The 18,987-nt window shown below is 69.7% G+C and carries 18 protein-coding genes and 2 pseudogenes; 14 read left to right on the forward strand and 6 right to left on the reverse strand.

Annotation, left to right across the window (positions count from 1 at the left end; all coding sequences use genetic code 11):
- From SM447_RS00005 to SM447_RS00045, 9 genes and pseudogenes are all read left to right on the forward strand, one after another.
- Positions 1–751 (forward strand): annotated as a pseudogene (locus SM447_RS00005) (hypothetical protein); the annotation flags it as partial.
- Positions 752–768: 17 nt separating this feature from the next.
- On the forward strand, positions 769–1,500 hold the full coding sequence (locus tag SM447_RS00010) for a GAF and ANTAR domain-containing protein (RefSeq protein ID WP_474570621.1): 732 nt from the start codon (positions 769–771) through the stop codon (positions 1,498–1,500).
- A 222-nt stretch (positions 1,501–1,722) separates the two neighbouring features.
- Positions 1,723–2,445, forward strand: coding sequence for a SigB/SigF/SigG family RNA polymerase sigma factor (locus SM447_RS00015; protein WP_474570622.1), 723 nt, complete (start codon positions 1,723–1,725; stop codon positions 2,443–2,445).
- A 79-nt stretch (positions 2,446–2,524) separates the two neighbouring features.
- The gene (locus SM447_RS00020; RefSeq protein ID WP_474570623.1) at positions 2,525–2,698 is read left to right on the forward strand and encodes a hypothetical protein; all 174 of its coding nucleotides are present in this window, start codon (positions 2,525–2,527) and stop codon (positions 2,696–2,698) included.
- A 297-nt stretch (positions 2,699–2,995) separates the two neighbouring features.
- A complete protein-coding gene (locus tag SM447_RS00025; protein WP_474570624.1) occupies positions 2,996–4,033 on the forward strand; it encodes a fatty acid desaturase family protein in 1,038 nt (345 codons plus the stop codon).
- A 180-nt stretch (positions 4,034–4,213) separates the two neighbouring features.
- Positions 4,214–4,615: a lipopolysaccharide assembly protein LapA domain-containing protein gene (locus SM447_RS00030; protein WP_474570625.1), complete on the forward strand. Its 402-nt coding sequence runs from the start codon at positions 4,214–4,216 to the stop codon at positions 4,613–4,615.
- A 68-nt stretch (positions 4,616–4,683) separates the two neighbouring features.
- Positions 4,684–5,172 carry a DUF5994 family protein gene (locus tag SM447_RS00035; protein ID WP_474570626.1) on the forward strand — a complete coding sequence of 163 codons (489 nt, stop codon included), beginning with the start codon at positions 4,684–4,686 and terminating at the stop codon, positions 5,170–5,172.
- Between the two features lie 129 nt (positions 5,173–5,301).
- Entirely contained in the window at positions 5,302–5,802 is a 501-nt protein-coding gene (locus SM447_RS00040; protein WP_474570627.1) for an inorganic diphosphatase, read from the forward strand.
- Positions 5,803–6,154: 352 nt separating this feature from the next.
- Positions 6,155–6,574 (forward strand): Hsp20/alpha crystallin family protein, encoded by a 420-nt coding sequence (locus tag SM447_RS00045; RefSeq protein ID WP_474570628.1) that lies wholly within the window; start codon positions 6,155–6,157, stop codon positions 6,572–6,574.
- Here the strand turns inward: SM447_RS00045 and SM447_RS00050 are convergent.
- Entirely contained in the window at positions 6,475–7,038 is a 564-nt protein-coding gene (locus SM447_RS00050) for a hypothetical protein (RefSeq protein WP_474570629.1), read from the reverse strand. The two genes, SM447_RS00045 and SM447_RS00050, sit on opposite strands and share 100 nt — an antisense overlap.
- 76 nt (positions 7,039–7,114) lie before the next feature.
- Entirely contained in the window at positions 7,115–9,715 is a 2,601-nt protein-coding gene (locus SM447_RS00055) for a CHAP domain-containing protein (RefSeq protein ID WP_474570630.1), read from the reverse strand.
- Positions 9,716–10,035: 320 nt separating this feature from the next.
- Here SM447_RS00055 and SM447_RS00060 point away from each other — a divergent pair, with 320 nt between their 5' ends.
- Entirely contained in the window at positions 10,036–11,889 is a 1,854-nt protein-coding gene (locus tag SM447_RS00060; RefSeq protein ID WP_474570631.1) for a serine/threonine-protein kinase, read from the forward strand.
- Positions 11,886–12,476, forward strand: a complete 591-nt coding sequence (locus SM447_RS00065; protein ID WP_474570632.1) for an FHA domain-containing protein — start codon at positions 11,886–11,888, stop codon at positions 12,474–12,476. The genes SM447_RS00060 and SM447_RS00065 overlap by 4 nt, the downstream gene beginning before the upstream one ends.
- 43 nt (positions 12,477–12,519) lie before the next feature.
- Here SM447_RS00065 and SM447_RS00070 read toward each other — a convergent pair whose 3' ends face one another.
- Both SM447_RS00070 and SM447_RS00075 read right to left on the reverse strand, forming a co-directional pair.
- Positions 12,520–12,918, reverse strand: coding sequence for a carboxypeptidase-like regulatory domain-containing protein (locus tag SM447_RS00070; RefSeq protein WP_474570633.1), 399 nt, complete (start codon positions 12,916–12,918; stop codon positions 12,520–12,522).
- A 108-nt stretch (positions 12,919–13,026) separates the two neighbouring features.
- Entirely contained in the window at positions 13,027–14,082 is a 1,056-nt protein-coding gene (locus SM447_RS00075; RefSeq protein WP_474570634.1) for a trypsin-like serine peptidase, read from the reverse strand.
- Between the two features lie 254 nt (positions 14,083–14,336).
- On the opposite strand from SM447_RS00075, the pseudogene SM447_RS00080 reads away from it, so the two are divergent.
- Positions 14,337–14,489 (forward strand): annotated as a pseudogene (locus SM447_RS00080) (helix-turn-helix domain-containing protein); the annotation flags it as partial.
- Positions 14,490–14,580: 91 nt separating this feature from the next.
- Here the strand turns inward: SM447_RS00080 and SM447_RS00085 are convergent.
- Positions 14,581–15,582, reverse strand: a complete 1,002-nt coding sequence (locus SM447_RS00085; RefSeq protein WP_474570635.1) for a 2-hydroxyacid dehydrogenase — start codon at positions 15,580–15,582, stop codon at positions 14,581–14,583.
- A 146-nt stretch (positions 15,583–15,728) separates the two neighbouring features.
- Here SM447_RS00085 and SM447_RS00090 point away from each other — a divergent pair, with 146 nt between their 5' ends.
- Positions 15,729–16,664 carry a lytic polysaccharide monooxygenase auxiliary activity family 9 protein gene (locus tag SM447_RS00090; RefSeq protein ID WP_474570636.1) on the forward strand — a complete coding sequence of 312 codons (936 nt, stop codon included), beginning with the start codon at positions 15,729–15,731 and terminating at the stop codon, positions 16,662–16,664.
- A 19-nt stretch (positions 16,665–16,683) separates the two neighbouring features.
- On the opposite strand, the gene mgrA is transcribed toward SM447_RS00090, so the two are convergent.
- Positions 16,684–17,679, reverse strand: a complete 996-nt coding sequence (gene mgrA, locus SM447_RS00095) for an L-glyceraldehyde 3-phosphate reductase (RefSeq protein WP_474570637.1) — start codon at positions 17,677–17,679, stop codon at positions 16,684–16,686.
- A gap of 144 nt (positions 17,680–17,823) precedes the next feature.
- On the opposite strand from mgrA, the gene SM447_RS00100 reads away from it, so the two are divergent.
- Positions 17,824–18,792, forward strand: a complete 969-nt coding sequence (locus tag SM447_RS00100; protein WP_474570638.1) for an aldo/keto reductase — start codon at positions 17,824–17,826, stop codon at positions 18,790–18,792.
- The last annotated feature ends 195 nt before the right edge of the window (positions 18,793–18,987 follow it).

The following is an 18,987-nucleotide window of genomic DNA, read 5'->3' on the forward strand; positions in this document are numbered from 1 at the left end:
GGTCGATCGCTGTCCTATCGGGAGCCTCAACCCGACCCACCAGCGGGGCACCCGAACCCACCCTCTACCAACGCAAACCCAGTTGGAAAACGCTCACTGCACTTCGACGATCGGTGTTCAGACTTCGTCCGAAACGGCCTCTGGCCAGGGATCTTTCGACTGCGCCGCCGGTCCGGGTGCTGCCGGGGCGGAATGTGGGGCGCAAAAAGGTGTGGTACCCGGGTGCCGACTCGTACCGTCAGATGCGGCACGGCCGTTGCTGGCGTCTCGCGTGGTGACGGCCATCGCCGACCGCCGGGCAGCGGAACGGCTTCGCGAGATCGACGGGTCGGAGTCAGCAGTGGACAGGAACAACCCGGGGCATGGCGATCCGGTGACCGCCGATCGCCGGCGGCGGCTGTGGGTCGTTGTCGTCGATGCCGCCCGAGGTGGTGCCGTCGCGGTCGATCATGTCTGCGCGGCGGCGGTATCGGTCGCCGGTGTCGATTCGGGGGCTGTCGCGGTGATCCTCGACGCCACGCCGCGCGAACTGGTGTGTGCCACGGACCGGAGGGCGTTGGAGCTGGCAGACCTGACCCTGGCGCTCGGTGAGGGGCCGAGCGTGGACGCGACCACCGGTGGACCTGTCCTGGCCGGCGATCTGACCGTGCCGAAGTGCCGGAACCGCTGGCCGGTGTTCGCGCCGGCCGCGGTGCTCGCCGGGACCGGCGCGTTACGGACCATTCCGTCAGGCGACCGGCGGAACCACTGATTGACGAGGTAACTGACATGGCCGAGACCCAGCTGGCCGACGTTTTTGTGGAGATGGCCGACACTCTCATCGACGACTTCGACGTGATCGAGTTCCTGCACGTGCTGACCGAGAGATGTGTCGGGCTGCTGGGTGTGTCGGCGGCCGGGCTGCTCCTGACCGATCAACGGGACACGCTGCAGGTGGCCGCCGCCTCCTCCGAACGCACCCGACTGCTGGAGCTGTTCCAGCTCCAGACCGACCAGGGACCCTGCCTCGACTGCTTCCATACCGGGCAACCGGTATCGGTCGCTGACCTGACCCTGACCACTTCCCGATGGCCGAGGTTCACCGCCGCCGCGGCCGAGGTCGGCTTCGCCGCGGTGCATGCCCTGCCCATGCGCCTGCGCTCCGAGGTGATCGGCGCGCTGAACCTCTTCGACGTCCAACCAGGGGCCATCGACGGGGACAAGCTCCGCATCGGTCAGGCGCTCGCCGACGTGGCCACCATCGGACTGCTGCAACACCGCGCCATCCATCAGCGCGACATCCTCACCGAACAGCTGCAGACCGCCCTGAACAGCCGTGTCCTGATCGAGCAGGCCAAGGGGATCCTTGCCGAACGCCTACAGGTGGACGTGGGCCAAGCCTTCGCGATACTGCGTGACGGCGCCCGCAGCCGTAACCGGCGGCTGTCCGAACTGTCCCAGGCGATCGTCGACGGCTCCGAGCAGTTCGCGCCGGGGCCGGTCGCGAGCCCGCCCGGCTGACGAGCGGCTCCACCGCCAGGTCGGTTCCGAAGGCGCGGCTTCCAGGGGTGTCGGTCGGGACGATGAAGGCGTACGGTGACGGTGTCGCCCGGGTCCCCGGTGGCCGCCAGTCTCGCCGCCACCAGCCCGTTAGGGGCGTACAACAATGGTCACCCCATCGTGACACCCACGGCCGTTTCGCTTCCTCCGACGCTGGGCCCGGCAACCGGGGCCAGCGAACAAATGTTGCGTCGACGCGCAGCCCTGAACGTCGACGATCCCGACCGCGCACGGCTGCGAACCCAGATCATCGCAGCGAACCTGCCGATGGCCAGTCGATTGGCCCGCCGCTACATCGGTCGCGGAGATCCCCACGAGGACCTGGCGCAGGTCGGCGCGCTCGGCCTGATCAAAGCCGTCGACGGATACGACGCCAACCGGGGTGTGCCGTTCGCCAGCTACGCCATCCCGACAATCCTCGGCAGCATCCGACGGCACTTCCGCGATTCGGCCTGGGCGATCCGGGTGCCGCGAGCGGCGCAGGAACTGGGCGCCCGAGTGCCCGAGGCCCGGGGCAAGCTCGGGCAGCAGTACGGTCGCGAACCGACTGACGGAGAACTCGCCGACCACCTGGAGGTGACCGCCGCCCAACTCGTGGCCGCCGTCGCCGCCTCCGATGTCTATCGCCCGCAGTCCCTGAACGATCCACGGCCCGGGGGCAACGGCATCGAGCGGCACGCGTGCATCGGCGCCGTCGATCCGGGATACGCCGCGGTGGACGACCACCTCACCCTCCGACTGCTCCTCGCGGCGCTTCCGCTACGTGAACGTCGGATCCTGACCATGCGGTTCGACGGTGATCTGACCCAGGCGCAGATCGCCACCCGGGTCGGGCTGTCCCAGATGCACGTCTCCCGGCTGCTGAAGCGCTCGCTGACCCAACTGAGAGCCGGGCTGCTCCGCTGACCGGTAGTCGACCGGGACCAGCGTGTTTCGCGGTGACCGGTAACACGACCCTTCCGGACGGCCTTCCAGGGAGCATCCGATGAACATCGCCAGGCAGAAGATCGTCAGCATTCTTCGCCAACGCGGCCAGCAGGTTAGGGCCGACTGGGTCGAGCGCGAGCTACCGGAGCGGGTGGACCCCGAGGAGCACGCTGGGCTGCTCGCCATCCTGCATCTGGATCCGGCCGATCTCGCGGACGAGCCGTCCCCGTGAGGCGCGCTCTGCTCGGACCCTTCGCCGGGCCCACACCTCCCACCGCGGCGACGTGCTCCGGCGCTATTGAGCGAATCCGCTGCGACGGGTTGGCCGAATGACGAAAATTCAAGGTGAAGAGGCATCGGAGCCGGCCGCCTCGGGGCCGACCAGGGAGAAAGCGTGCGGCCTGATGCGACGTGCCCGCGAGAGCCCGGTTCCGTGGCGGATGCCTCAACAGCCCATGGCCCGCCTGACCGGATGGTCGAGCCGCCGGTGAGACAGGCAGACGGAGAAGGACCAGCGGGAGTAGCCATCATGAGCGATACCAGCCTCGGCACCGAGGTGCAGCGCGGTAGCGACTACGCGGACCTGTCCCGGCTGATCCGAGCGGCGGGTCTACTCGGGCGACGGCGGGGCTACTACGCGGTGCGGATCGGCCTCGTCGTCGGTTCCTTCGCCGGACTGTGCGCCCTGTTCATCCGACTGGGTGAGTCGTGGTGGCAGCTCGGCGTCGCGGTGGCTCTGGCGGTGGTCTTCGCGCAGGCCGGGTTCATCGGCCACGACGCGGGGCACCGGCAGATTGCCAGCTCCCGCCGGGCGAACGACCTGATCGGCATCATGCACGGCAACCTCCTGACCGGGCTCAGCTACGGCTGGTGGGTGGACAAGCACAACCGGCACCACGCGCACCCCAACACCGAAGGCAAGGACCCGGACATCACCGTGGCACCCCTGGCCTTCACAGTCGACCAGGCCCGCCGTCGACGTGGACTCCCTGCGCTGCTCGTGCGCTACCAGGCGTATCTGTTCTTCCCGTTGCTCCTGCTGGAAGGCCTGCACCTGCATGTCAACAGCGTGAAGGCGGTCCTCGGTCCGCGCCGCATCGCCCGCCGACCCGTCGAAGCCGTACTGCTGGCCGTGCATCTGGGCGGTTACCTCACCGCGGTGTTCCTGGTCCTGAGCCCTGCGCAGGCGGTCGCGTTCATCGTCGTCAACCAGGGCGTGCTCGGCCTCTACCTCGGCTGCTCTTTCGCCCCGAACCACAAGGGCATGCCCATCCTCGGCGCCGACGACAAGCTCGACTACCTCCGGCGGCAGGTCCTCACCTCTCGCAACGTCCGTGGCGGGAGGTTCCTCGACATCGTGCTCGGCGGCCTGAACTACCAGATCGAACACCATTTGTTTCCGAGCATGCCGTGTCCCAACCTGCGTCGCGCCCGACCATTGATTAGGCGGTTCTGCGCCGAGCGCGACATCGATTACCGCGAAACCACGTTGGGCCGTTCCTGGGCCGAGGTGCTGCGCCACCTGGACGATACTGGATCCCCCGCGCCTCCGATCGCCACGCGTTGAGCTGCCGTGCCAGCCGGGCGGGAGCTGAGGCGCCCTCCTGGGCCTGTTTGTCCGGATTGGTATATCCGACATCTCGGGCGGACCGATCAGCCGCTCGGAGAGTAGGCTGGGCATGTCGTCCTGGACCCCGGCGGCTCCGGTTCGCGTACTTCGCGCACCACCGTCGAGATGAGGTCCACAATGACCAGGTTCACCGGCTCCGCCCGCTCCACCAACGTGCAGTCGGGCCGGCAGATCAACGACCGGCCCCGGCCAGTGCCGCGTGTCCGCGCTGGGGGTTCGCTGGTCGCGTTCGCAGGGTCCGCCGTGGTGCTGCTCCTGCTATTGATCTTCATCCTGCAGAACGGTCAACGCACGGAGGTGCACTTCTTCGGCGCGCAGGGGCAACTGCCGATGGGAGTCGCGCTGCTGCTCGCCGCGGTGTTCGGTGTGCTGCTGGTGACCGTCCAAGCCACCATGCGGCGCATCATCCAACTGCGGCTGTTGACCCACAGGCGCCGCACCACCTCCTACACCACCATCACCCGTCCAGACCCCGCCGACACCGACCCGGGCACCGACGTACCGGAGGGACGGAACTGATGGTCCGCTCTGCCGAGGACCGTATGACGTGGGCCTGCATCGGTGAGCCGCCTACGGCACGCCTGCGGATGAACGACCCGCCGTCCAGCCGCGCGATGCTCGACGGCGGTTGGTGGCCCACGTCACGCGACCCGGTCATCGAATTGTGTAGCCTGGTCGCGGCGCTGACCGCCCGGCGTGGTGGCGTGATCGAACGGATCATGCTGCAGCCGGCGGCCTGGGACAGGCATCCGTGCCGGATCGGCGTCGGCGGTGCCGTGGTGCGAGTGGGCTGGTTCGCCACTCTTGGTGCCGAGCTGGTGATCATCACAGGCCGGCGGGATCTGCGGATCGACCTGGCCGTGATAGCGCCCGAGACCACGTACGCCGCGGCGATGGCGGCCATGCTCGCGGCTTCCCGCCCCGCCAACACCACCCGCGCCGCCGACATCCTGTCCATACCGCCCAGCCCTCGCTCACGACCGTTGGTGCGACGCGGCCCCGATGTCGCCGTCTGGGAGACCGAAGGCGGCCACCTTCAATCCGATCGACACCCCACAGCGCCGGCCCGGGCCTGAACGCTCCAATCGGCCCGGGTCGGTAGGCGCGGGGTCCGGGACCTCGGTTCGAGGTCCCGGACCCCGAAGCCATCACGACCAGACCGACAGCCGGCCACCGACTGAAGGTCCGAGGAGCGGAACAACCACATGGAGTTCGACGTCACCATCGAGATTCCCAAGGGAACACGCAACAAATACGAAATGGATCGCCGGACCGGCCGGATCCGACTGGACCGTACCCTGTTCACCGCTACCCAATACCCGGCCGACTACGGCTTCATCGAACACACCCTCGGCGAAGACACCGACCCCCTTGACGCGCTGGTACTGGTACAGGAATCGACCTTTCCCGGCTGCCTCATCCGATGCCGGGCCATCGGCATGTTCCGCATGCGGGACGAGAAGGGGCCCGACCCGAAGGTGCTATGCGTGCCGACGGCTGACCCTCGCCTCGCGCACCTCGGCGACGTCGCGGATCTGGAGCACTTCTACAAGCTGGAGATCCAACACTTCTTCGACGTGTACAAGGACCTCGAACCCGGCAAGAGCGTCGACGTCGAACGCGGGATCTGGGCCGGCCGGACCGAAGCCGAGACGGAGATCAAACACTCACAGGAACGCGCCCGCCAGGCCACCTCCGCCAGATGACTCATGTTCCGGCCAGAGGCAGACCACGATCCGGTCGGGCAGGCAGAGTGCCTGCTGTGGCGGCGGTCGGTCGACGATGCCCTCGGTCGCAGGTGGAATCTCAATGGCGGCCAAACCCTAAACACGCAATTCCGCAGCGTTCTGTCCCGTCGACTTCAGCAAGTCGATCAACGACGGCCCGGCTGCTCGGGCTGCTCGGGCTGCATGGCCTGGTGGCGGGGCGGGTCGAGAGTCACTGCGCCCCCGCTCCGGTGAGCGCTGAAGGGCCTGTCGAGACGGGTCGATCGGCCCTGTCCGGTTCGGACGTGGCGAGTTCGGATGGAGGTGACGACGAGGCGACAAGGAGGTCGTGATGTCGACAATCACACGCTTCAGGGGCGGTGCGCTGGCACCGTTCGACTGGGCCAACCTGTCTCTGTTCCCGCTGCTCGCACAGGGCATCCGGATCGAGGACTACCTGGAGGGCGACCAGTACGTCATCCGCGCCGAGATGCCCGGCATCGACCCGATCAACGACGTGCGGATCACCGTCGCCGGCGGCGACCTGCGGCTGGAGGTGGTGCGCAAGGAGACCACCCACCTGGAGAAGACCCGCTCCGAGTTCCACTACGGGTCATTCTTCCGGACCATCCCGCTGCCGGCCGGCGTCGTGGAGAAGACCATCACCGCCCGCTACGTCGACGGGATCCTTGAGATCACCGCGAAGGTCGACGAGATCACGCCGGCCGTGAAGGAGATCCCGGTCAAGGTCGAGAACGGGAAGAAGAACTGATCGGTGCCCGGGCCGGCCTGCGCGTGGCCGGCCCGGGACCACGACTGGAACCGCAGGCCGGATCCCAGGCAGACGTGCGACTCGGCCGCCTTATTACCGCTGGCGGCGGCGAAGGTGACCCGGTGGCGGGACAGCTGCCCGGCCAGCGCGGCCGGGCTCATCGCGGGGCCGGGCAGCACGAGGTCGGTGCCGGCGAGCATCGAGGCGTACGGCAGGCCCCAGGCGTTGACGTGGAACATCGGCACGGTGGTGCCCGAGGTGTAGCAGGGGCTCGCCGCGTCGTTCTCGTCGACGGTGACCGGCGGTGCGGGGGCGGGCACCTCGTCGAGCAGCGCCTCGTAGTCGCGTACCCGTCGGTCGTCGGCAGTGGTTCCGTAGCGCCCGACTTCCACGAGGAGGCCCGCGGGGGCCGCATGCTCGCCGTCGGCGTCCGCGTCCCGGCAGCCGGACGCGACACGCCGCACCCGCCGTGTTCCGACCTCCGGCGTAGCACCGCCCCGACCGCGACGAGCAGCGGCCGGGGCGGCGTGTCCGGGCTTGTCAGACCTTCGGGGTCACCACGTCCACCTCGCCGAGGCCGGCCGCGGTGCGGGCCGCGTGGACCAACTGGTCAACCGTGATCCAATGGTCGGACCCGGTACCGGGATCCCAGACCTGTAGCGCGCCGACCGGCCAGGAGACAGCCCCGCCGGTCTGCTGCGCGGCGCTGTAACCGTGCACCATCAGGTAGTGCCGGACGGTCGCGTCGCCGGTCGTGCTCCACGGCAGGTAGGCCGGTTGCACCAGGACGATGCTCGGTTGCCCCTTGTCCAGTTGCCGTCGGACGTGGTCCAGGCCCTGTTCGAGCCCGAGCCCACGGTCGGCGTACGAGGCCCACGTGTAGGTGGTGTAGCCGGTGCCGGCGATCGGGGTGTGCAGACTCAACGTCTCGGCGAGATTCCACGGCATGGTGCCCAACGCGTTGGTGCCGGACTGCGAGGCCAGGGTGTCCTGGGAGGGCACCGTGTTCGCCCGCATGGTGGCGATCGCGCTCTTCATGGCGGCGGGCCCGCAGTAGGTCTTCGGGTTCTCCTGCTCGAAACCGATCAGCTTCAGATCCCGTACCCGTAGGGCACTCTGGGTCTGACCGTTGATCGAAAAGTCGCCCGTCGCGGTGACGACACCCCGGCCGGAGAGGCTCACCTGGCCGGTCTCACATCTTCTCGTCGTGCCCGACCTGAGCAGGGCGCCGGCGCAGATGGCGTTGGCCGAGCCGCCACCCTCGTTGGTCAACCGCAGCGACACCTGCACCACGTCGGACCCGCCGGTCAGGGCGGTTGCCACCGCGCGGGCCGTGGTGTTGGTCCAGCGCCGGTCGCTGCTCTGCCAGCTGTGGGTGAACTCCAGGCAGAGCCGGTAGGTGACCCCGTTGCGAGTCCGGGAGACCGTGCAGTTGGCCTTGTTCGCCGGTGTGCCGGATCCCCAGACCTTCGAGGTGTCGTCGACCGGCGCCACGACGGCGTAGATGTTGCTGTACGAGTGGACCGGCGACGGGTTGAACGGGTCGAACGGGCCGACCTTCTTCACCTGGTTCCCGTAGTTGCCCTCGATGGTGGTGATCCGTCCAGCCGCGTCCACGTCCACCACCACCCCGATGTGGTGGCTGGCGTGGTAGCTGCTGCCGTAGATGACCAGGTCTCCGGGGCGGATGTTGCCCTTCGACCGCAGCAGGCCACGGTTGCGTCCCCAGGTCTCGAAGTCCCCTGAGTACGGGAAGTAGACGTTGATGCCGGCCTGCCGCCACACCCAGCTGGCGAACATCGAGCACCAGGGCAGACCGCACACGACGTTGTCGGTACGGCCGTACGGGTTGCAGTTGTCTCCCCACTCGTGCAGCCCGAGCTGACTGTTGGCGGCGTTGACGATCGTCTGTCGGATCTGCGAGTCGTGCACGCTGCCCGGGGCCGGGCTGCCCGGCGCGGTGGGGTTGGATCCGCCGCCGGGCTTCGGGTCGTTGTCGCACCGACGCATCGTGATGTCCCACGAGCCCGTGTAGACGTAGTAGTCGGCCACCCAGAGCTTGTCGCTGGTGTAGTTCCACACCGCGTGCCCGCCGTAGTTGACTTCGCCGTACGCCTGGCACTCGATGGTGATGTAGGAGCCCTTCGGGTACTTGTCCTCGACGCGGGCGGCCGAGAGGCTCTTGGCGTAGTAACCGTTGAGCGTCTCCTTCACCAGATAGCGGTTGCCGCTGCCGGAGGGGCCGTCGTTGTCACACCGGTTCATGACGATTCCGGTGGAGCCGGTGCGCACGTAGTGGTCGGGAACCCAGAGACCGTCGCTGGTGTAGTCCCAGATGTTCGAGCCGCCGTAGTTGACCTCTCCGTACGCCTGGCACATCACCGTGATGTAGCTGCCCTCGGGGTACCTGTCCCAGACGTTGCTCGCCGACAGGCTCTTGGCGTGGTAGCCGTTGAGCGTCGTGCGGACCAGGAACTGCCGACCGCCACCGGAGTGACCTGCCTGGCCGCCGTTGATCCCGATCGACAGGCAGCTCGGTACGCCCGGCAACCGCCCGTCGGTGCCGGTGGTGACGTACGCGTCGGGGATCCAGTAACCGTCGGTGGTGTAGATCCACAGGGTGGAGCCGCCGGCTGCGACGCCGTGGTCCTGGCACCGGACATAGATCAGGCTGCCGGCCAGGTAGGCGTCGACCCGGATCCGGTCGTCCGGGTTTGCGCTGCCCCGCCCGTCGATGTCGACCTTGGCCGGGTACGGGCCGGCGTTGCTGCCACCGCCCCTCGGGGTTCCGTTGATCCCGATGGCGATGCATCGGGGAACCCCGGCCAGGTAACCGTTGGTGCCCGTGGTGACGTACGCGTCGGGGATCCAGTAGCCGGTGCTGGTGTAGATCCACAGGGTGGAGCCACCAGCGGTCAGCCCGGTGTCCTGGCAGCGGATGTGGACCGGGGAGCCGGCGAGGTACGCGTCGGTCTTCACCCGGTCGTTCGGGTCCATGCTGCCCCGCCCGTCGATGGCGACCTTGGCGGGGTACGGGCCGTACGTTCTCGCCTGTGCCGGCGACGCGTCGCCGAGGACGACGCTGAACGACAGGAACGTCAATATGGCCAGTACGGCAACTGCTCGTCTGGATCTGGACATGGAGCCTCCCGGGCTCGTATCGCCGGCGGCGAGAAAGAACAGCGAAACCGGCCGAACTGGAGCCTGGTCATCGGTGGCCGACTCCGGCTCGGGGCGGCCTCAAGGTAGAACCGGCACAGGTCGCGTTCCAAGAGGTGGGGAGGGAAAGCTCCCCGGTTCGCCACCTACCGGCCGGCGCGCGGCGACGGTTCGCTTGATGGCAGCTGATCGGAACTGCGGGAGGTCCGAGGTGTCCCCGCCCGGCGGGCGAAACGGGGGTCCGCCGGGCGGTGGCGGTCATGGGTGGGCGGCGGCCGGTTGCCCCTCCTTCATAATGGTCGATGATGGTCCACAGTGATGAAGAGGCCCGGCGGCCTTCCGGCGGGTTCCCCGATACTCCCGGGCTGGACCTCGGTGTCCCGGGGTGCGTCGACGCGACGGAGGTCGGCCGGGGCGGCTTCGGGATCGTCTACCGGGCGTGGCAGCCGGACTTCCACCGCTGGGTCGCGGTCAAGGTGCTCGCGCTGGACTGGCACGGCCCGTCCCGGACCCGCTTCGAGCGGGAGCTGAAGACGCTGGGTCGGCTGTCGGACCACCCGCATATCGTGACTCTGCACCAAGCCGGTCGCACCGCCGCCGGCAACCCGTACCTGCTCATGGCGTATGAGGAGGGCGGCTCCCTGGCGGACCAACTGGCCGCCGAAGTCACCGCGAGCGCGCCCGGCGCGGTGGCCGACGAGCCGCGCTGGGCGGTGGCGGTGGCCGGCGGCATCGCGGTGGCCGGTGCCCTGGAGACGGCGCATCGGGCCGGGGTGCTGCACCGCGACCTGAAACCGGGGAACATCCTCATCTCGCGGTACGGCGAGCCCAAGCTGGCCGACTTCGGGCTGTCCCGACCGCGCTCGCAGACACCGGAGGCCACCAGGCGTTGGATCACCGCGAGCATCCCACACGCCGCGCCGGAGGTGCTCCGCGGCGAACCGGCCTCGGTGCCCTCGGACGTGTACTCCCTGGCCTCGACCGTGTTGCACTGGATCCGAGGCGCGCCGGTCTTCACCGGTGATTCCGAGGCCGAACTGCTGCGGCGCGTCGCTACCGATCCCGTACCCGACCTGCGGCCGGACGGCGTGCCCGACGCGGTATGCGTCGCGCTGGAGCGGGCCATGTCCAAGGACGCCGCGCGGCGCCAGCAGAGCGTCGAGGCCTTCGCCGAGGAACTGCGGCAGGCACAGCGGATGTCCGGACGTCCGGTCACCCCCTTCGTGCTGGGTGCGGAGACCGAGACAGCGGGGGCCGCGGAGCCGACGCGTCGCCGCCTGCCGCTACCAGCCCGGTGGCCCGCTCTCGCGTCGGAGTTGTCGACCACGGTCGCGGGCCGCCCGGCGGCGTCCGGCCGCCCGGGCCTGGCGCGTACCGTCACGGCGCTGGCCGCCGGGATCTCGGTGCTAGCCCTCGCGGGTTCGGCGGCGCCGCCTCCGCCGGGCCGGGTGGTGGCGCCGGTGGAGATGGCCGTGGGGGAGCAGGAAGTCCACTCATCCTCGGACGAACAGGTGCTGACCGTCCACAACGGCGGCGGGCGCGAAATCCGGCTGGCCGGGGTGGCACCAGCCGGCCCGCACGGTGCCGACCTGCGGATCAGTGGCGACGGGTGTGGCGGTCGTGATCTGGTTCCCGGGCAGCGGTGCGAGGTGCGGCTGGTGTTCACGCCGCAGGAGCCGGGCGAGCGGACGCCGCTGCTGGAGGTGGCCGTCGTCGGGCGGGCGAAACCCACCACCGTGCGGATGGTGGGTGCCGGTCGGCTCCGCCCGGCGAGCCGGGACGACGCGCCGCCGGGCCGCTGTTACGACGACGCTTTCCAGGTCGGGCCGTCCGCCTACGGTCACGCGGGCGGCCTGCGCGCGCTCTCGGTCAAGCAGTACTGGTCGCCGGGCTGCCGGGCGACGATGGCATACGTCTGGGTGTGGAAGCAGTACCGGGACACGGCGATGCCCGACGGCGGCACCTGGCTTGTGGAACTGGCCGTCGGTCCGGCCGACGGCGGCGTCGGGGCCGCGCAGCGGGCGCGGGGGCAGCCGCACGAGCTGTGGACCGTGCCCTTCGTCGTCGACGGCGCCTGCACGGTGGCCACGGCGACCCTGACGCACCGACGTACCGGTGAGTTGATCACGGCGACGACCGAACCCTACTGTGGATGAGCATGGGCGGGTACTTCGAGGTCTACCTGGCCGGGCCGGTGCGTCTGGTGCCGCTCAGCGACACGCTGACCATCGGGCGGGCCGCGGGCAACCAGGTGACCATCGACAGCAAGCTGGTGTCACGGCTGCACGCCGTGATCGAACGGTTTCCCACCGGCTGGTCGATCCGGGATCTGGGCAGCACCAACGGCACCACCGTCAACGGTCAGCAGCTGCGGAACACCCAGGTGCTGCGGGACGGGGACCGGGTGGGGATCGGGCCTGCCCGGCTGGTGTTCCGCGCGCCCGGTGGGCAGAGCGGCACGCGGACCGTCGGGGTGGAGTCGGCGCCGCCTCCGCCGGCAATGACGATGCGCGAGCAGGAGGTGCTCGCGGCGCTCTGCCGGCCATACGTCGCGGACACGGCGCCATTCCCCGAGCCCTCGACGGTACGGGTGATCGCGGCCGAGCTGCACATCACCGACAGTGCGGTGAAGAAGCACCTGTCCCGCCTGTACGACAAGTTCGGCCTGCTCGGCAACGACGACCGACGGCGTGCCCGGCTGGCCGGGGAAGCCCTCCGCCGAGGAGCCCTCGGCACTGGATGAGCTGCCCCTGCCGACGGGCGGGTGCAGAGGCGTGCGGAGGGACTCAGGGAAGGGTGAAGTCGAGCGGGGTGACCTGGCCGGCGGTCACGGTCACGGTCTGCGGGGCGCTGTTCCGCCCGCCGGTGCTGACCACGATCTCGTAGCGCCCCGGCGGAAGTCGCCACTCGTACCGGCCGGTGTCCCCGGTCAGGACGCCGATCTCGGGGAGCGCCGGTGCCGGCTCGTCGAGGGAGGTGACCTGCACGGAGGCCTGGCGTACCGGCTCGCCCACCGGGGTGGTGACGGTGCCGGTCACGATTCCGGTCGTGTCGGTGCGGCCCGGAGGGGGCGGCGGCCCGTCGTCGGAGACGGGATGGTCGCCGCCGAACGCCAGCAGGCTCGCCCCGATCAGCAATGGTGCGGCGATCAGGAGTGCCAGCACCCCGACACGCGTCCTGCTCATGACTGCTCCCTCAACTGAGATGACGGACAGTGACTGGGACGCACTCGGGGTGACGCCGGTTCCGTGCGGGAACGGTGCATCGTCCGCCCCGCACGGAACCGGCTCGGTTCAGCTGTTACGCCAGGTGATCAGGTTGTTGAAGACGCTCTCGGTGATCCGGGTGCCGTGGTTGTTGGTGGAGTGTGGTGACGAGCCGTGCAGGCCGTACGCGTGGATCGCCATCACGCACTGCCCGGTGCAGAAGGAACTGCCGGCGGCCCGGGTCTGGTAGACCGGGCTGCCACTCTGGCAGCCGAAGGTGTCGTTCTGGTAGAACACCTGCCGGTCGTGGGTGACCGTGACGGTCTGCCCGGCGTGTCGCCACTGCTGGCCGAAGGTCTTGTCGCAGGGGTAACCGCTGACGGTGGTCGCGGTGCCGGTGAGCGTGGCGCTCTGCCACCACATGCCGAACCAGCCGGTGCTGTTGCCGGCGGCGCAGCTGAGCCGGATCGCCCCGTAGTCGTAGGTCTCGTCGCCGTTCTGGGTCCAGCCGTTGACCGAGAGGAGCTGAGTCGCGGTGCAGGTGCCGTACGGCGTCGCCGCCCCGTTGCGGCCGGGGATGATCTGGAAGTCCCCACGCGGGTAGAAGTTGTTCCCGCCACCGCCGTTCTGGCCGCCGCCCGGGTGCACGCAGTGCCCGGCGGTGGCGATGATGCTCGGCCCGTAGAGCCAGCCGGTGCAGCCCCAGGTGGTGCCGTTGGTGGTCCGGACGATCTGCACGATGGCGCTGGACGGGAAGACGGTGGTCGGGTCGACCCGGACCCGGTTGTCGGTGCCGATGATGCTCTGGATGCCGATCGAATCGCCGTCGGACGCGGCGGGACGACCCCCGGCGTCGAACCGGCTGCCTCCCGGACCGGCCTTGCCGGTGCCGACCGTTCCGGAGGTTCCGGAGCCCCGCACGCCGCTGAGTCCGCGCTGCACGGTGGGCAGCGCGACGGCGGCGGGTACGGCACCCGAGTCGGCGACCGCGCCGTGCACCTCGGTACGGGCGGCGGTGGCCGGAGCCTCGGCGGTCGGTGCGGCGCTGGCCGGTGCGGCGGCGAGCGCAAACGCCAGGACGGTGACGATCCCGACCGCGAGGATGATCCTCGGTCGGGTTCTGCTGGACGGTACGGACGTCACGAGAGCCCTCCTCATCGAAGCTGGACGCTTCCGAGGGGCAAGCTATAACGGCCGGATTGCTCCAGACTCGTCTCTGTCTGTCCGTCGACACCGCTACGTTCAGTTCCCGACAGATCGCGCAAAGTACTGGTGTGTTGCTCCACCGTCCGTCGATCGGCGGGTCTGATCGACTGGGCTGGCATGGGGCAACCGCCGAGGCCGCCATCCCGCGCCGGGCGATCGACCAGGTCGACATGGAGCTGCGGCAGCAGCGGGTCGCCGCCGACCGGCTCCGCCGCGGCGACGACACCCTGGTTGGCATCGCGCAGCTGGTGGGCTACGGCTCCGAGAGCGCCCTCAGCGTCGCCGTCAAGCGCGTCACCGGCCACACCCCGCGCGCCTACCGCCGCCTCGCCCGCCCTCGCTGACCCCGCCGCGATCTTGCACTTCCCATCGGGACAGATCCCCCGGTGGCCGGCATTTCGGCGACCGAAAGTGCAAGATCGGCGCGGAGTGGGGTCAGCAGACGTGGGCGGGCTCGGGGACGGAGTCGGGGCCGTCTTGTTCGACGGTGGAGAGGTTGGCGATGGTGGTGGCGGCGATGTTGTGCAGGCCGTCCTCGGTGAAGAACGCCTGGTGCCCGGTGATCAGCACGTTGGGGAAGGTGGTGAGCCGGGCGAAGTCGTCGTCACCGAGGACCCGTTCCGAACGGTCCTCGAAGAACAGGTCGCTCTCCTCCTCGTACACGTCGAGGCCGAGGTAGCCGATCCGGCCGCTCTTGAGCCCCTTGATCACCGCCCGGGTGTCGACCAGCGCACCCCGACCGGTGTTGATGAGCATGACGCCCTCGCGGAGCAGGGCGATCCGTTCGGCGTTGATCAGGTGTCGGGTGTCCGGGGTGAGCGGGCAGTGCAGGGTGACGATGTGCGACTCGGCGAGCAGCCGCTCCAGCGGGACGTACTCGACCCCGGCGGCGATGGCCGCCTCGTTCGGATACGGGTCGGTGGCCAGCACCCGGCAGCCGAAGCCCACCATGATCTGGGCGACACAGACCCCGATCCGTCCGGTGCCGACGATTCCGACGGTACGGCCGTGCAGGTCGAAGCCGAGCAGCCCGGCCAGGGCGAAGTTGTGTTCACGTACCCGGTTGTAGGCCCGGTGGATCTTGCGGTTGAGGGCGAGGATCAGGCCGGCGGTGTGCTCGGCCACCGCGTGCGGAGAATATTCCGGCACCCGCACCACGGTCAGGCCCAGCTTCCGGGCGGCGGCCACGTCGACGTTGTTGAAACCGGCCGATCGCAGCGCCACCACCCGGACACCGAGGTCGGCGAGCTGGTCGAGCACCTCGGCGCAGACGTCGTCGTTGACGAAGGCGCAGACCGCGTCGCACCCCTCGGCGAGCCGGGCGGTCTGTGTGGTGAGTCGGGGCTCCAGGAAGGTCAGCTCGTGACCGGCCCCGGCGTTCGCCTCGGTCAGGAACGTCCGGTCGTAGGGCTTGGTGCTGAAAACTGCCACTCGCATGGGCCACCTCCGCCCGCAACGCTACGGCCGGACACCGGCTATGGGCAGGGTCCTGCGTCCTGTCGATGCGTGTCGGGTGTCCCACGCTCGCGTCGAACTGTTCGCCCTCGGCGCACGTACCAGTGGCCGGGAGGTCGGACAAAGCCATGACCGTACGTCGGATCGTCGTGATCACGCTCGGCGCCGGAGTCGCGCTGGCGACCGGCGCGGTGCCCGCCGCCGCGCACGGCGCTCCGACCTACCCGCTCAGCCGGTCCGCCGCCTGCGCCCCGGGCGGCGAGCACGTCGAAACGCCGGCCTGCCGGGCGGCGGTCAAGGCGGGTGCGGCGCTGCGCGAGTGGGACAACATCAGGGTGTTCGGGGTCAACGGCCGGGACCGGGAACGGATCCCCGACGGCGAGCTGTGCAGCGGCGGTCTCTCGGCGTACCGGGGACTGGACCTGGCGCGGTCCGACTGGCCGGCGACGCCGCTGACGGCGGGCGCGGAGTTCGTCTTCCGCTACCGCACCACGATCCCGCACAAGGGCACCTTCCGGATCTACCTGACCCGCGTCGGATACCTGCCCACGAAGAAGCTGACCTGGGCGGATCTGGAGACGGTGCCCTTCCTGCGCGCCACTGACCCGCCGGTACGCGACGGGGCGTACCAGATGACCGGACGGCTGCCGGACGACCGCACCGGCCGCCATGTGATCTACACCGTCTGGCAGAACTCCGACAGCGCCGACACCTACTACTCCTGCTCCGACGTGGACGTCCTACCGGCCGGCGGGACCGAGTCGGAGCCGGCCGGCGCGGTGGCGGACGCCACCACCACCGGCACCACGAAGGACGGCGCGGCGAAGGCGGGTGCGCCGCCGGTCGCCGAGACCACCGGCGGCGGGGCGGTGGCGGAGAGCAACGTCCCGGTGGCGTCGGTGACCCCGGTGGATCCACGACGGTGGCTGCTGATCGCCGGCGGCGCGCTGGTCACGCTGCTGATCCTGCTGGTCGGCATGCGGCTGCGCGGATCCCGCAGCGGCCCGGCGCCCGGCCGGCCCTGCACGGTACGCAACCATCGGGCCAACCCCCGCGTCTGGTGAGCTGCGCCCGGCGCTCCGGTCAGGCCAGCTGGGCGTCGATCTCGGCCAGTTCCTCGGCGGTCAGGTCGAGGTTGTCCACCGCGGCGATGTTCGCCTCCAGCTGCGGCACGCTGCTGGCGCCGATGATGAGACTGGTCATCCTCGGGTCGCGCAGCGCCCAGGCGAGCGCGAGCTGCGCGAGGGACTGGCCCCGGCGCTGGGCGATGCCGGCCAGCCCTCGGATGGTGGCCAGGCGCTGCTCGTTCACATCGCTCTCGTTGAGGAAGACGCTGGTGCGGACCCGGGAGTCGGCCGGAATGCCGTCGAGGTAGCGGTCGGTGAGCAGGCCCTGTGCCAGCGGGCTGTAGGCGATGCAGCCGGCGCCGACCCGCTCCAGGGTGTCGAGCAGCCCGTCCTCCTCGGTCCACCGGTTGAACATCGAATACGCCGGCTGATTGATCAGCAACGGGGTGCCCAGCTCACGCAGGATCGCCGCGGCCCGCTGGGTCTGCTCGGCGGTGTAGTTGGAGATGCCGACGTAGAGAGCCTTACCGGAGCGGACGACGGCGTCCAGCGCACCCATCGTCTCCTCCAGCGGGGTGTCCGGGTCGTACCGGTGGCTGTAGAAGATGTCGACGTAGTCCAGACCGAGTCGACGCAGCGACTGGTCGAGCGAGGCGATCAGGTTCTTGCGCGAGCCCCACTCACCGTACGGGCCGGGCCACATGAGGTAGCCGGCCTTGCTGGAGATGACCAGCTCGTCGCGGTACGGCTTGAGGTCCCCGGCGAGCATCCGGCCGAAGTTCTCCTCGGCGGACCCCGGCGGCGGTCCGTAGTTGTTGGCCAGGTCGAAATGGGTGACGCCGAGATCGAAGGCGCGCCGGACGATGTCCCGCTGACGCTCGAACGGGCGGTCCGGCCCGAAGTTGTGCCACAGCCCGAGCGAGATCACGGGCAGCCGGAGCCCGCTGGCCCCGCTGCGCCGGTAGGTCATCTGGTCGTAGCGCGTGTCAGCGGCGAGGTAGGTCACGATCATGACCTTAACCGAGGTCGGACCGGTGCCGGGGACGGCAGTCGGTCCGCGTACCTGGGTTGGCCTGGCTGGCCGTGGCCGGCGCTTCGGTGCAGGTCCGCCTGTTGATCGGCGGTTGTCGTGCTCCGTGCGGGGTAGCGTCGAAGCATGCGTTACGTGCGGCTCGACACCCCGAAGCCCGTGTCCAGGATCGGCCTCGGTACCTGGCAGTTCGGTTCCCGGGAGTGGGGGTACGGCCCCGAGTACGAACGGTTGGCGGCGAACATCGTCCGGCGCGCCGTCGAGCTGGGCGTGACCCTCTTCGACACCGCCGAGATCTACGGCTTCGGCCGCAGTGAACGGATCCTCGGCGCGGCGCTGTCCTCCGCCCGGGACAAGGTGACCGTCGCCACCAAGTTCTTCCCGGTGCTGCCGGTGGCCTCGGTGGTGCAGCAACGGGCCGTCGCCTCGGCGGCCCGGCTCGGCGTCACCAGCATCGACCTCTACCAGGTGCACCAGCCCAACCCGGTGGCCGGCGACCACCGGACCATGCGCGGCATGCGTGCTTTGCAGGACGTCGGCCTGGTCGGCGAGGTCGGGGTGAGCAACTACAGCCTGCGCCGCTGGCAGGTGGCCGAGGCGGCGCTGGGCCGGCGGGTGCTGAGCAACCAGGTCCGCTACAGCATGCTCGACCGCAAGCCGGAGGAGGATCTGCTCCGGTACGCCGAGCAGGCCGGTCGGCTGGTCATCGCGTACAGTCCGCTGGCGCAGGGGTTTCTCTCCGGGCGGTACGACGCACACCATCCGCCGGTCGGTGCGATCCGCCGGGCCAACCCCTACTTCCTGCCGGAGAACCTGGAACGGGGCGGCGCGCTGATCGACACGCTGCGCCAGGTGGCCGCCGCGCACGACGCGACCCCGAGCCAGATCGCCCTGGCGTACGTGCTGCGTCACCCGAACGTGGTGGCCATACCCGGCGCGTCCAGCGTGGAGCAGATGGAGCGGAACGCCGCCGCCGCGGAGATCGACCTGACCGAGGACGAGTACGCCGCGCTGGTCAACGGGGCCCGGGCGTTCCGCCCGGTCACCGGACTCGCCGCGGTGCCGAAGCTCGTCAGGTCCCGGGTGAGCAGCTGACCGTGCGGACGATGTCCGCCGCACCACCGGGACCGTTGAACCGGGTGACCCACCCGAGTCACCGCGTTGCGCTGTGCCGCTACGATGGCCCGGTTCGTTGGCGGGTTCGGCGGTAGGGACGGGCTCTGGTCCGGCGGCTCCCGCACAAGTCATCGCTCATTCGGGCGCGAGTTTCTTTCGCGGGTGGACGGATCA

The organism is Micromonospora aridisoli, from assembly GCF_056150025.1.